Origin of the sequence: Rhizobium sp. BK312 (assembly GCF_014193605.1) — a bacterium.
Classification (GTDB): Bacteria; Pseudomonadota; Alphaproteobacteria; order Rhizobiales; family Rhizobiaceae; genus Rhizobium.
Map to the genome: position 1 here is coordinate 401,738 of NZ_JACHZP010000004.1, position 11,843 is coordinate 413,580.

At 60.0% G+C, this 11,843-nt stretch carries 13 protein-coding genes; 8 read left to right on the forward strand and 5 right to left on the reverse strand.

Annotated features, from left to right (window positions below):
• Positions 1-63: 63 nt before the first annotated feature.
• Both FHT85_RS14130 and FHT85_RS14135 read left to right on the forward strand, forming a co-directional pair.
• Complete coding sequence (locus FHT85_RS14130) at positions 64-1,296, forward strand: cytochrome P450 (protein WP_112410896.1); 1,233 nt, start codon at positions 64-66, stop codon at positions 1,294-1,296.
• Between the two features lie 29 nt (positions 1,297-1,325).
• Positions 1,326-1,646 carry a 2Fe-2S iron-sulfur cluster-binding protein gene (locus FHT85_RS14135; protein WP_112337131.1) on the forward strand — a complete coding sequence of 107 codons (321 nt, stop codon included), beginning with the start codon at positions 1,326-1,328 and terminating at the stop codon, positions 1,644-1,646.
• 61 nt (positions 1,647-1,707) lie between these two features.
• On the opposite strand, the gene FHT85_RS14140 is transcribed toward FHT85_RS14135, so the two are convergent.
• Together FHT85_RS14140 and FHT85_RS30935 are read right to left on the reverse strand one after the other, a co-directional pair.
• Positions 1,708-2,754, reverse strand: a complete 1,047-nt coding sequence (locus FHT85_RS14140) for an isopenicillin N synthase family dioxygenase (protein ID WP_112410815.1) — start codon at positions 2,752-2,754, stop codon at positions 1,708-1,710.
• Positions 2,755-2,876: 122 nt separating this feature from the next.
• A complete protein-coding gene (locus FHT85_RS30935) occupies positions 2,877-3,149 on the reverse strand; it encodes a hypothetical protein (RefSeq protein ID WP_312861344.1) in 273 nt (90 codons plus the stop codon).
• Positions 3,150-3,174: 25 nt separating this feature from the next.
• Here FHT85_RS30935 and FHT85_RS14150 point away from each other — a divergent pair, with 25 nt between their 5' ends.
• Both FHT85_RS14150 and FHT85_RS14155 read left to right on the forward strand, forming a co-directional pair.
• Positions 3,175-3,561 carry a VOC family protein gene (locus FHT85_RS14150; RefSeq protein ID WP_112410816.1) on the forward strand — a complete coding sequence of 129 codons (387 nt, stop codon included), beginning with the start codon at positions 3,175-3,177 and terminating at the stop codon, positions 3,559-3,561.
• A 186-nt stretch (positions 3,562-3,747) separates the two neighbouring features.
• On the forward strand, positions 3,748-4,701 hold the full coding sequence (locus FHT85_RS14155; RefSeq protein ID WP_112410897.1) for an NAD-dependent epimerase/dehydratase family protein: 954 nt from the start codon (positions 3,748-3,750) through the stop codon (positions 4,699-4,701).
• A gap of 20 nt (positions 4,702-4,721) precedes the next feature.
• Here the strand turns inward: FHT85_RS14155 and FHT85_RS14160 are convergent, their stop codons facing one another.
• The gene (locus tag FHT85_RS14160; RefSeq protein WP_112410817.1) at positions 4,722-5,933 is read right to left on the reverse strand and encodes a TIGR03862 family flavoprotein; all 1,212 of its coding nucleotides are present in this window, start codon (positions 5,931-5,933) and stop codon (positions 4,722-4,724) included.
• A gap of 288 nt (positions 5,934-6,221) precedes the next feature.
• On the opposite strand from FHT85_RS14160, the gene FHT85_RS14165 reads away from it, so the two are divergent.
• The 4 genes from FHT85_RS14165 (at position 6,222) to FHT85_RS14180 (ending at position 10,258) form a co-directional block, all read left to right on the forward strand.
• The gene (locus tag FHT85_RS14165) at positions 6,222-6,929 is read left to right on the forward strand and encodes a TetR/AcrR family transcriptional regulator (RefSeq protein WP_112337128.1); all 708 of its coding nucleotides are present in this window, start codon (positions 6,222-6,224) and stop codon (positions 6,927-6,929) included.
• Positions 6,930-7,058: 129 nt separating this feature from the next.
• Positions 7,059-8,216: a Gfo/Idh/MocA family protein gene (locus FHT85_RS14170; protein ID WP_112336951.1), complete on the forward strand. Its 1,158-nt coding sequence runs from the start codon at positions 7,059-7,061 to the stop codon at positions 8,214-8,216.
• 12 nt (positions 8,217-8,228) lie between these two features.
• Positions 8,229-9,404: a dihydrodipicolinate synthase family protein gene (locus tag FHT85_RS14175; RefSeq protein WP_112336950.1), complete on the forward strand. Its 1,176-nt coding sequence runs from the start codon at positions 8,229-8,231 to the stop codon at positions 9,402-9,404.
• A gap of 29 nt (positions 9,405-9,433) precedes the next feature.
• Entirely contained in the window at positions 9,434-10,258 is an 825-nt protein-coding gene (locus FHT85_RS14180; protein WP_112336949.1) for a sugar phosphate isomerase/epimerase family protein, read from the forward strand.
• A gap of 80 nt (positions 10,259-10,338) precedes the next feature.
• On the opposite strand, the gene FHT85_RS14185 is transcribed toward FHT85_RS14180, so the two are convergent.
• Together FHT85_RS14185 and FHT85_RS14190 are read right to left on the reverse strand one after the other, a co-directional pair.
• Positions 10,339-11,445 carry a branched-chain amino acid ABC transporter substrate-binding protein gene (locus tag FHT85_RS14185; protein ID WP_112336948.1) on the reverse strand — a complete coding sequence of 369 codons (1,107 nt, stop codon included), beginning with the start codon at positions 11,443-11,445 and terminating at the stop codon, positions 10,339-10,341.
• 1 nt (position 11,446) lies between these two features.
• Positions 11,447-11,812, reverse strand: coding sequence for a hypothetical protein (locus FHT85_RS14190; RefSeq protein WP_112336947.1), 366 nt, complete (start codon positions 11,810-11,812; stop codon positions 11,447-11,449).
• Positions 11,813-11,843 lie beyond the last annotated feature (31 nt).

Below are 11,843 nucleotides of genomic sequence, written 5' to 3' on the forward strand. Positions count from 1 at the left end.
GTCCTTTCGTCGTTTGACGCTGTATTCTATGGCCGATGAACCAGATTGGATGAGGTCCTCATCATGCCGATGGCAACTCCAGCATTCGATCCGCTCTCGCAGGCGTTTACGGACGATCCCTATGCGTCTTACCGCGTGCTGCGCGCCAGCCCGGGTCCGGTCTACTATGAGCAGTTCGACATATGGCTGCTGTCGCGCTATCAGGATGTGGCTGCCGCTGCCGCCGACAAGACGCTCGTGCGGTCTCTCGAATTCTTTCTCTCACCGGAGGAAATACGGGAGCAGAAGGTTCGGCAGAACTGGCATGACATGCCGAACCATTCCCGTTTCGTGCAATTCAGCCTGCTGGATTCCGATGGCGAAACCCACGACCGTCTGCGCCGCAAGGTCTTTCGTGAATTTACGCCTGCGCTCGTCGCGCGCCAGCGCGGCATGACACAGGATTTCGTCGACCGTCTGCTCGACCGTCTCCTGCAGGCAGGTACGATCGATTTCGTCGAGGATCTTGCTTCGCAGGTTCCGGGCCACATTATCGGTTCGGTGCTGGGCGTGCCGGAGGAATATGCCGGCCAACTGCGCAAGTGGTCGGAAGACGTCGTGCAATATTTCGACGTCGATCGCAGCGCGGAGCGCAAGGCTATCGCCGAACGTGCGACGACGGAGTTTTACGAACTTCTCAAGGAACTCATTACCGAGCGCTTAAGCACGCCGCGCGACGATCTTCTCTGTCGGCTGACCGAGGCGCATGCCGCCGGAGAGCTTACCGAAGACGAACTCGTTTCCACTTGCATGCTGATCCTCATGGCCGGGCATGGCTCGACGATCGATGTGCTGGGCAGCGGCATGCATGCTTTGCTGCAATATCCCCATGCTTTGAAGATGTTGCGTGAAACGCCGACGGTGATGTCGACCGCCATTCAGGAAATGTTCCGTTTCGAGTCGCCGCTGCCATTCTTCCATCGCTATCTGACCGAGGAAAGGACGATTGCCGGCAAGCTGTTGCCAAAGGGTACGAAGATCGGTCTGCTCTATGGCGCGGCCAATCGCGATCCCGAACAATTCGAGTCGCCCGACGAGTTCGACGTCGGGCGCACGCCCAATCGCCATCTGGCGTTTGGCGGCGGCGCACATTTCTGTCTCGGCAATCATCTGGCCCGGCTGGATATGGAGATCATTTTCTCGACACTTCTGCAGCGCACTCGCTCGATCGAACTGCTGGACGACAATCCCGCCTATAAGCGTGGCCTGTCGGTGCGCGGACCGAAACGTCTGGACATTCGCCTCATCGCCGCATGAGCGGATTTGCCGAAAATATGGAGAATGCAATGTGTGAAATCGTGTTCATCGATTCCGCCGGCCGCGAGACGCGCGTCCAGGCACAGGAGGGCGAGACGCTGATGGCCATCGCCGTCAGGAGCGGCATCGACGGCATCGTGGCGCAATGCGGCGGCGCCTTGGCCTGCGGCACCTGTCACTGCTACATCGAGCAGCCTCATCTCGATCGTCTGCCATCGCCTTCCGAGGAGGAAGCGATGATGATCGAATTCGTGATGGAGCCGATGCCGAATAGCCGCCTAAGCTGTCAAATCCTCGCAAGCAATGTCGTCGACGGCATGCGGGTCATCGTGCCCGATAGCCAGCACTAGGAACTAGCTTCGAGAGGAGGTGGCCGATATAGCGACCTCACCTCGATCTTGATGGATCGGCCTAAACTGACTGTTCCGATGCCAAGAGATCGGCATAGTGAGCGCGGGCCACATCCGGGTGGGAGCGTAGTCGGCTCTTCAGCTGGTTCTGGCCGACTTCACGGAAGATCGGGTTCAGGGGATCAACCGAGATGCCGCGTTCCGATCGCTTCAACTCTTCCGGTAGTTCGATGACGGGGATCGTCGCATCAGGCCGGGAGCCAAGAAAGAAGGCGACGGAGAAGCGCTCGACACCGGCAGGCGGTGCGACGACGTCATGCACATCGGCGCGCACGAAGCCGTTTGTCGCAAGCTCGAGCAATTCGCCGGTATTGATGACGAAGGTGCCCGGAACCGGTGGCGCATCGATCCAGACGCCGTCTTCCGTGCGCACCCGCAGACCGGGCACGGTGTCCTGCAACAGCACGGTGACGAAGCCGCCATCCTTGTGAGCGCCGACGCCCTGATCCGTTTCGGCGACATCGCGGCCGGGATAGCGGATGATCTTCAGAAGCTGCGAGGCCTGCGGCTCATAGATATCGGCAAAGACGTTTTCCGCTTGGCCGATAGCCGCTGCGGTCGCCTTCAGAATATCGATGCCGATGCGCGTCACCTCTGCCTGATAGGCAAGCAGCAGCGGCTTGAGTTCCGGCAAAGCTTCCGGCCACTGGTTCGGCCCCTGCAGCCGCCGCCATGCTGGCGTATCAGGGCCGATCTCGAAGGGTGCGCTTTCGGTGTTGATGTCGAGTTGTTCGCGCCAATCCTGTTCGCCGCGGGTACGCTCTTGTCCGGCGCGGTTGTAGCCGCGGAAGTGGGGCGACCTCACCATTTCAATCTTGAGCTTTTCTTCAAGCGGCAATGCAAAGAAGCGCTTCGCCGTCGCAACGACATCGGCAATGAGTTTGGGGTCGACGCCATGGCCGGTCAGATAGAAGAAACCATGGTCGTAGAGCACTTTGCGAAGCTCCGCGACGAATGCCCGGCGTTCCGAGGACGAGGCGTAGAAGCGCTGGAGATCGAGCGTGGGCAGTGATGTATCGGAGCCGGTCGGCGCGGTATGGGAGGTCAATGAGGTTTCCTCTTTCAAGCTCGTCTTTGTTCTCGGGTCGCAATGCCATCGCCTGCCGTGTTCGAGCTATGATGACGCAAATCGCCCTTATGGGTTGAGACGAGGCTAGAAGCCCTTCGTAACTAAGGCAAAGAAGATAATCTCAAAGATCGCTGATCTTTTGGAATGGTTTTTACAGCCGCCGTTCTCGCGAGGATATGGTCGTTGGAGCTGATCAATGCGCCGGCACGCAATTGAAAGCGGGATGTTCCTGAATCCATAACGATCATAGTTCGTGCGGCTTCTGCCATGGATGGCCTCCGATTGTGCGGCGAATGGGAAATCATGTGCCGGATATCGGCATCCGGTTCCGGGATATAGCAAAGCAGTTTAAAGGTTGTTTCTTCCTGCCCCATTTTCTAATCCAATCGGGTCCCGGCGATGCGTTTCGTAAATCCAATCCCCTTTGTCAGCGATATCGGACGCTCGAAGGCATTCTATGGCGATCTGCTGGGCCTCAGGATCCTGCACGACTTCGGCAACTTCGTGCTGTTCGAGACCGGCTTTGCGATCCATGACGGAAAGTCGCTGGAGAAAACGGTCTGGGGCGCGAACGGCGAAGCATCCAGGCCCTATGGGCGGCGAAATATCCTTCTCTATTTCGAACATGAGGACGTCGATGCGGCATTCGAAGCGATAGCGCCGCATGTCGATCTCATTCATCCGATCGAGAGGCAGGAATGGGGGCAGCGCGTATTCCGTTTCTACGATCCGGACGGCCATGCAGTGGAGATCGGCGAGCCGCAGTTGGACATGATGGGCGGTTGATCCCTGCCGCTTTCGACCAGTCCATTCACCATGGTCATCTGAAATGGCCGCAAAGACAGTGATGAGCGTCTTTTTGCATCATCGGTGGGGATGACAAAACCGCTTGCTCTCCTATTCTCATCGGCCAGATCACGTCTTGAGCGTCGGCAGCTGCCGGCGTTCGATCTCGGCCATTGGGAGGATATCATGACGCGCACGGTGATTATCGGTGCAACGGGCCATGTCGGCACCTATCTGGTGCCGCGGCTGGTCGAAGCCGGGCATGAGGTGGTGGCGATCAGCCGCGGCCAGGCTAAGCCCTATTCGCCGAACAAGGCGTGGAGCGAAGTGGAAATGGTCGCGATGGATCGCGCTGCCATGGAGAAGGATGGCAGCTTCGGCCCGGCCATTCGTGCCTTGAAGCCGGATATCGTCATCGACATGATCTGCTTCACGCTCGACAGCGCAAGGCATCTGACAGAGGCGCTCACCGATCATGTCGGCCATTTCCTGCATACGGGCACGATCTGGACACATGGATTTTCGACCGTGGTTCCGACGCCGGAAGAGGCGCCGAAGCGGCCCTTCGGCGATTATGGCATCCAGAAAGCTGCGATCGAAGCGCATCTGCTTGAGGAAGCGCGGCGCAGGGGATTTCCCGCAACCCTGATCCATCCCGGCCATATCGTCGGTCCGGGCTGGGAACCTCTCAATCCCGTCGGGCATTTCAACCTGTCGGCGTTTTCGACATTGGCGCGCGGTGAAACCCTGGTCCTGCCGAATTTCGGCCTGGAGACGGTTCATCATGTCCATGCCGATGATGTCGCGCAGATGTTCATGGGCGCTATCGCCAATTGGCGGGTTTCGACGGGAGAGGCTTTCCACGCGGTTTCAAGCGGTGCGCTGACGCTCAGAGGCTATGCCGAAGCCATGTCGCGCTGGTTTGGGCATGAGCCGAAGCTGGAATTTCTGCCTTACGAAAAATGGGCGGAAAGCCAATCGGCGGAGGATGCGCAGGCGACCTGGGAACATGTGGCCCGAAGCCCGAATTGCTCGATCGCCAAGGCCGAACGGCTACTCGGATACCGGCCGCGCTATACGTCTCTGCAGGCAGTCCAGGAGGCGGTCGCCTGGCTGATGGAGAAGGGCCGGCTCGGCTGAAAGGCCGGCTTTAAGCCTCGTCAGCGGTTCTTGAGCCAGGCATCCATGCCTTTTGCCGCTGCATGCCCGGTCGCAAAGCAGGCCGTCAGAAGATAGCCGCCGGTCGGCGCTTCCCAATCGATCATTTCTCCGGCGGCGAACATGCCGGGGAGCTTCTTCAACATATAGCGCTCATCGAGCTCATCCCATCGGATGCCGCCGGCGGACGAGATGGCCTCGGCAATGGGCCTCGGCCTCAGCAACGGAATCGGCAAAGCCTTGATCAGATGGGCAAGACTTTCCGGGTGCGAGAGAACTGCGGGTTCGGCAAGCTCGCGCAAAAGGCCCGCCTTGACGCCCTCGATGCCAGCGCCCTTGCGCAGGCGACTGGAGAAACTGGCCTTGGGATCCTGCCGTCCCAGATCTCGCGCCAAACGCTCCTCGTTGCGTCCGGGCGCCAGATCGACAACGAGCGAGGCCTCGCCCGTTTTTGCCGACCGATCGCGCAGCGAGGCGGCATGGGCGTAGACCAGACTGCCCTCGATCCCCGTTTTCGAGATGACGAATTCGCCGGGGAAAGTCCCTGCCTGCGATGTCGCCGTCACAGCTTTCAGTGGTTCCCCGGCAAAGCGTTCGCTGAACGTCGCACTCCAGGTGACGTCGAAACCGCAATTGGCCGGTTGAAACGCGGCGATATCGATGCCTTCGCCCCGAAGCCAGCTGACCCATGCCGCATCCGAGCCCAGCCGGGCATAGCTTGCCCCACCGAGCGCGAGCAGAACGGCGTCATGACGCATAAGTTCGCGCGCCTTTGACGTCTCGAAGACCAGACTGCCGTTCTCGAAGCCGCACCAGCGATGCCGCGTCATGATGCTGACATCGCGTGCTTCCAGCCTTGCCAGCCAGGCCCGCAGCAGCGGCGATGCCTTCATGACTTTCGGGAAGACGCGGCCGGACGAGCCGACGAAGGTCTCCGTTCCCAGACCTTCCGCCCAGGCTTTGACGTCATCGGGCCGGAAATCGTCCAGTGCCGGGCGCAATCGGGACGAGGCAGCGCCGAAGCGGGTGGCAAAAACACTGTAGTCTTCCGAATGCGTGATGTTGAGACCGGATTTTCCGGCGAGCAGAAACTTGCGCGCAACCGTCGGCATGCTGTCATAGACCACAATGCGATGGCCAAGCCCCGATAAGGTCTCTGCCGCCATCAATCCCGCAGGGCCGCCGCCAATGATTGCGATTTGTTTTTTTGTCATGCTGACCCGGTGCCGCTTGCCTATTGTTCTCTAGGGCCGGATGGGGGCAGAACGCAAGATCGTCGCCGTGTCCGGGCCAATTTCATCGTCGTTCAGATGGTTACGGCAGCGGCGGAAATTCCACGTTTCTTCTCCGTATCCTTCGTCATATCCGCATTTAAATCGATATAACCATATGGTTACTATTGCCTTCGATTCGCCGGGGGCTGTCAACTTATGCGATGATCGGTTACTTATCGGCGCGAGGATGGGCCGCATAAGCCTTACGAAATGCCGCCGGGAGCCATGATGTCGGAAGCCAAGACCGTGAAGCGCAGCGCAAAGAGTGCAGACCTTGCGAATGCAGAGCAAACCCCCTCGCGCACAGCTTCGGAACGGCCCCGTCTCAGGGATGCGGAACGCACCAGCAAGGCGATTCTGGCGGCCGCGACCAAGGAGTTTGCCGAGCGCGGCTATGGCGGTGCGCGCGTCGATGCCATCGCCGAACGGGCGAAAATCAACAAGCGAATGCTCTATCACTATTTCGGCGGCAAGGATGCGCTCTACGTCGCCGTTTTGGAAGGCAGCTATATCGCTATTCGCTCGGCAGAAGCGCGGCTCGATCTCTCGCATCGCTCGCCCGCCGACGGCATGCGGGAGCTGGTCGTCTTCACCTGGCAATATTTCCTGGATCATCCCGAGTTTCTGGGGATTCTCAGCACGGAAAACATGCATAAGGCCCGCTTCCTGAAGCGTTCGGCACGCATTTTCGAGCTGCACTCGCCGCTGGTCTCCGAGATCTCCGGCCTGCTCGATCGCGGCGCAGCGACAGGCGTATTCCGCAGCGATTGCGATCCGGTGAAAATCTATATGAGCATTGCGGCCCTCGGTTCATTTTTCCTGACCAACCGCTGGACGCTTTCCACGATCTTCCGCCGCAACCTCTCGGACAAGAGCGAAATCGATGCCTGGGGCGAGCATATCGTCGACGTGATTTTCGCCTATCTGCGTCCCTAAAATCCTTAAGGTAACAAGCTCCGCAACGATGGATGATTGCCGCTGCGGCCATTGACGATGGCCGTTGACAGCATTGGCTCGCCGTGTCAGTTATGTAACTATATAGTTATTTACGGGAGGAAGAAACTCATGGCAACGAAGCCGATCGGCATCATCATGCACGGCATTACCGGCCGCATGGGCTATAACCAGCATCTCGTGCGCTCTATTCTGGCGATCCGCGAACAGGGGGGCGTTCTTCTGTCGAACGGCGACCGGCTGATGCCCGAGCCGCTGCTTATCGGCCGCAATGCCGAAAAGATCGAGGCGATCGCCCGCAAGCATGGTCTTTCGAAGACGACGACGGATCTTGATGCCGCTCTTGCCGATCCCAGCAATACGATCTTCTTCGATGCCGGTTCGACGCAGATGCGCGTCGAGCTTCTCGAAAAGGCGATTGCCGCCGGCAAGCATGTCTATTGCGAAAAGCCGATTTCCGAGACGCTGGAGGAGGCGCTCTCGGTTGCAGCCTCTGCCGAGCGCCGCGGCGTCAAGAACGGTGTTGTTCAGGACAAGCTGTTCCTGCCTGGGCTGCGCAAGATCGCCATGCTGCGCGACAGCGGCTTCTTCGGCAAGATTCTCTCCGTGCGAGGCGAGTTCGGCTATTGGGTTTTCGAAGGTGACTGGGGTGTAAAGGCGCAGCGTCCGTCCTGGAACTACCGCAAAAAGGACGGCGGCGGCATGATCCTCGATATGCTGCCGCATTGGCGCTATGTGCTCGACAACCTGTTCGGCGAAGTAAAATCCGTCAGCTGCCTCGGCGCGACGCATATTCCCAGCCGCGTCGACGAGAACGGCAACACCTATGTCGCCGATGCCGACGATGCCGCCTATGCAACCTTCGAGCTCGAAGGTGGCGTCATCGCCCACATCAATTCCTCCTGGGCAGTGCGCGTCCGTCGCGACGATCTCGTCACTTTCCAGGTCGACGGCACCCATGGATCGGCCGTCTGCGGTCTGATGCGTTGCTGGACGCAGCACCGCGTCAATACGCCGAAGCCGGTCTGGAACCCCGATCAGCCGCAGCCAATCAATTTCTTCGATACCTGGGAAGAGGTGCCCGACACGCAGGCCTTCGACAATGGCTTCAAGGCGCAGTGGGAGCAGTTCCTGTGCCATGTCGCAGAGGATGCGCCCTGGAAGTTCACGCTGCGCGAGGGTTCCAAGGGCGTGCAGCTGGCGGAGCTGGCACAGAAGAGCTGGGCGGAGCGTCGCTGGGTCGACGTGCCTTCTCTTTCTGCTCGCTAGGAGGCTGGCCTCATGGAGAGAAGTCTTCACTTGCCCAGGGCGGACGGCACCATTGCTGCCTTCACGCCCGTCAATGAGCCGTTGATCGCGCCGGTGAAGCCGGCGGGCGGTCATCACTTCAATCGCGTGGCCTATGCTGCCGCGCACGTCGTGGTCGATGCGCTTGCGGACAACGATCCCTGGCTTGACCGTAATATCGACTGGGAGCGCACGATTGCCTTTCGCGAATATCTCTGGGGCCTCGGCCTCGGCGTGGCGGAGGCGATGGATACCGCCCAGCGCGGCATGGGGCTCGACTGGAGCGGCGCAAAAGAACTGATTGCGCACGCACAGTCGGCCGCCCGTGGCCGGTCGGATGCGGTGATCGCCTATGGCGCCGGCACCGATCATCTGCAGCCCGGCGCCGATGTCACGATCGATGACGTTATTCGCGCCTATGAGGAACAGATCGCCTATGTGGAAGGGCAGGGCGGCCGTGTCATCCTGATGGCGAGCCGGGCACTTGCCGCCGCCGCCAAGAGCCCGGATGATTATATCCGTGTCTACGACCGCATCCTTGGTCAGGTCAAAGAGCCTGTCATCATTCACTGGCTCGGCTCGATGTTCGATCCGGCGCTGGCAGGCTATTGGGGCTCCGCCGATGACATGAGGGCCATGGAAACCGCGACCGCGATCATCAACCAGAATGCGGCCAAGGTGGATGGCGTGAAGATTTCGCTACTGTCGGCAGAGAAGGAAATCGTCATGCGCCGGCGGCTGGATCCGTCGGTCAAGATGTATACCGGCGACGATTTCAACTACGCCGAACTGATCGCGGGCGACGACCAGGGCTATTCGCATGCCTTGCTTGGTATCTTCGATGCCGTCGCGCCGGCCGCAAGTGCGGCGCTCGCAAAGCTCGCTCAGAACGACCTCGACGCCTTCCACGAGATCCTGGCGCCGACTGTCCCGCTATCGCGCCATATCTTCAAGGCGCCGACGCGCTTCTACAAGACGGGCGTCGTCTTTCTTGCTTACCTCAATGGTTTCCAGGACCATTTTCAGATGCTCGGCGGGCAGCAGAGCGCCCGATCGATCCAGCATCTTTCGGAGCTTTTCCGTTTGGCGGATGCGGCGCGCGTGCTGCGCGACCCGGATTTGGCGACCTATCGCATGAAGACGATCCTTGCCACCGTCGGCATCGAATAGCGGAAAAGGGACCGGAGGAGGAAATCGCTATGGCCATTGAGGGTCTGTCCGTCAATTTGGCGACGGTGCGCCAGCAATATGATATGCGCCAGGCGGTCGAGGCCTGCCTGAAGCAGGATATCGTCGCGATCGCGCCCTGGCGCGATCAGGTGCATAAGATCGGGCTTTCCGAAGCCGCCCGCATCGTTGCCGATAACAGGCTGAAAGTCACCGGCCTTTGCCGCGGCGGCATGTTTCCTGCCGCAAGCGCCGAGGGCAGAGCGGCTGCAATCGACGACAACAAGCGGGCGATCGACGAAGCGGCGGCACTGAATGCCGATTGCCTGGTTCTCGTCGTCGGAGGCGTACCAGAGGGATCGAAGGATATCGTTCACGCCCGCGAGATGGTGGCCGATGGTATCGCCGCGATCCTGCCGCATGCGCGCAGCTCCGGCATTCCGCTCGCGATCGAGCCGCTGCATCCAATGTATGCGGCCGACCGTGCCTGCGTGAACACGCTGGAGCAGGCGCTGGACATCTGCGATCTTCTGGGCGACGGCATCGGTGTCGCGATCGATGTCTACCATGTCTGGTGGGATCCGAAGCTTTATGAGCAGATCGCGCGCGCCGGCGCCGGCGGACGTATTCTGGCGCATCATATCTGCGATTGGCTGGTGCCGACCACGGATCTGCTGCTCGATCGCGGCATGATGGGCGATGGCGTCATCGACTTGAAGCGTATTCGCGCCGAGATCGAGAGGGCCAGCTTCTTCGGCCTGCAGGAAGTCGAGATTTTCTCGCAGAATAATTGGTGGAAGCGGCCGGGCGCGGAGGTTCTCTCCACCTGCATCGAGCGTTTTCGCACCGCCTGCTGAGTGGCAGCACCCCAGGATCGACAACAAAAAACCGGGCCAGCAGGCGGCCCGGTTCCATTCCAAACCGATGACGTGACGGCTTACTCGGCCGAAACGATCTTGCCGCCTTCCCACTTGTAGAGCGAGAAGCTCTGCGATGTCAGGTCGCCGGTCTCGCCATAGGTGACCTTGCCAATGGCGGTATCGATCGGTTCGCCCTTCTTCAGCGCAGCGCCGACGGCTTCGGCATCATCCGCCTTGCCGGCCTTCTCGATGCCGGCCTTCAGCACCTGCACGGCAGCATAGGCATTCAGCGTGAAGGCTTCAGCTGGGATGTTGCGGGCCTTGAGGGCGGCGACGGCGCTCAGCGAATCCGGGTTCTTCAGCGCGTCAGATGCATTCGTGAAGAGCGTGCCGGCCGCGGAATCGTTGGCGATTGCCCAATATTCGGTGTTCGAAAGGCCGTCGCCGCCGATAATCTGCGCCTTGACGGAGATGTCGTGCAGCTGGCGGGCCAGAAGGCCTGCTTCCGGATGATAACCGCCGAAATAGATGACTTCGACGCCAGCCTGCTTCAACTTCGCCGTCAGGGAGCTGTAGTCCTTTTCGCCGGGGGTCAGCGAGTCGTTGACGACCTCGGTGACGCCGCCCTTGTTGATCGCTGCCTTGAAGGCATCCGCGAGGCCCTTGCCGTAAGCGCCCTTGTCGTTGAGGATCGCGATCTTCTTATCCTTGAAGTTCTTCACGACATACTCGCCGGCAACGACGGCCTGCTGGTCGTCACGGCCGCAGGTACGCAGGACGTTGGTCAGGCCGCGATTGGTCAGGCCCGGGGCGGTTGCTGTCGGCGTGACCATCAGGATGCCGTTTTCGGCAAGCGCGTCGGAAACCGGAATGGCGACGCCGGAGGTGACCGGACCGACGACGAAGCGGATGCTGTCGCCGACGAAGCTGTTGGCGACGGATACGCCCTGCTTCGGATCGCCGGCATCATCGCCGAGCTTTAGAACGAGCTTCTGGCCGAGAACGCCGCCGCTCTTGTTGATTTCTTCGATAGCGGTCTGCGCGCCGTTCTTGACCTGGTCACCGTAAGCTGCGACCGGGCCGGTCAGCGGCGCAATGAGGCCGATGGTGATGTCCGCATGTGCGAGAGGTGCGAAGGCCAGCGAAGCGACGAAGGTCGCGGCCGTCAATGTCTTCAGACTCATGTTAGCTCTCCTTGGATAGGCGCGGCAGCGCCCTTTGAACCCGCCCGCAATCGCCTGTCTCGACGCGCAAACTGCCGTAAGGCGTTCTTTTGGAAAAGACAGAGCTGATATCGAGGCCGATGGGCCCTTTCGGACATTTTTTGATCTCGAAAGCGCTCATAAGGGTATTTTCTGTAGGAATATTGGGACGATTCCGCAAGAAAATAACCGTCGCGAAGACAATTTTAGCGTTTTCCCGAAAATTTTGACGACGGATAGTTGTTGCCTGCCTGCCGCAAGGGCCTAGGTAATAGGGCGGCAAGGCGAGGCGGATCTGAAGGTGGAAATCTTCATGCCGCGGATCCACATAAGCCGCGGCGCCTATCATGGCGCGGCCCGCGCCAAGGAGATCGGTATAG

Coding starts and splice junctions, on each gene's coding strand:
- FHT85_RS14130 (WP_112410896.1), top strand. CDS start 64: ATGCCGATGGCAACTCCAGCATTCGATCCGCTCTCGCAGGCGTTTACG.
- FHT85_RS14135 (WP_112337131.1), top strand. CDS start 1,326: ATGTGTGAAATCGTGTTCATCGATTCCGCCGGCCGCGAGACGCGCGTC.
- FHT85_RS30935 (WP_312861344.1), bottom strand. CDS start 3,149: ATGGGGCAGGAAGAAACAACCTTTAAACTGCTTTGCTATATCCCGGAA.
- FHT85_RS14150 (WP_112410816.1), top strand. CDS start 3,175: ATGCGTTTCGTAAATCCAATCCCCTTTGTCAGCGATATCGGACGCTCG.
- FHT85_RS14155 (WP_112410897.1), top strand. CDS start 3,748: ATGACGCGCACGGTGATTATCGGTGCAACGGGCCATGTCGGCACCTAT.
- FHT85_RS14160 (WP_112410817.1), bottom strand. CDS start 5,933: ATGACAAAAAAACAAATCGCAATCATTGGCGGCGGCCCTGCGGGATTG.
- FHT85_RS14165 (WP_112337128.1), top strand. CDS start 6,222: ATGTCGGAAGCCAAGACCGTGAAGCGCAGCGCAAAGAGTGCAGACCTT.
- FHT85_RS14170 (WP_112336951.1), top strand. CDS start 7,059: ATGGCAACGAAGCCGATCGGCATCATCATGCACGGCATTACCGGCCGC.
- FHT85_RS14175 (WP_112336950.1), top strand. CDS start 8,229: ATGGAGAGAAGTCTTCACTTGCCCAGGGCGGACGGCACCATTGCTGCC.
- FHT85_RS14180 (WP_112336949.1), top strand. CDS start 9,434: ATGGCCATTGAGGGTCTGTCCGTCAATTTGGCGACGGTGCGCCAGCAA.
- FHT85_RS14185 (WP_112336948.1), bottom strand. CDS start 11,445: ATGAGTCTGAAGACATTGACGGCCGCGACCTTCGTCGCTTCGCTGGCC.
- FHT85_RS14190 (WP_112336947.1), bottom strand. CDS start 11,812: ATGATAGGCGCCGCGGCTTATGTGGATCCGCGGCATGAAGATTTCCAC.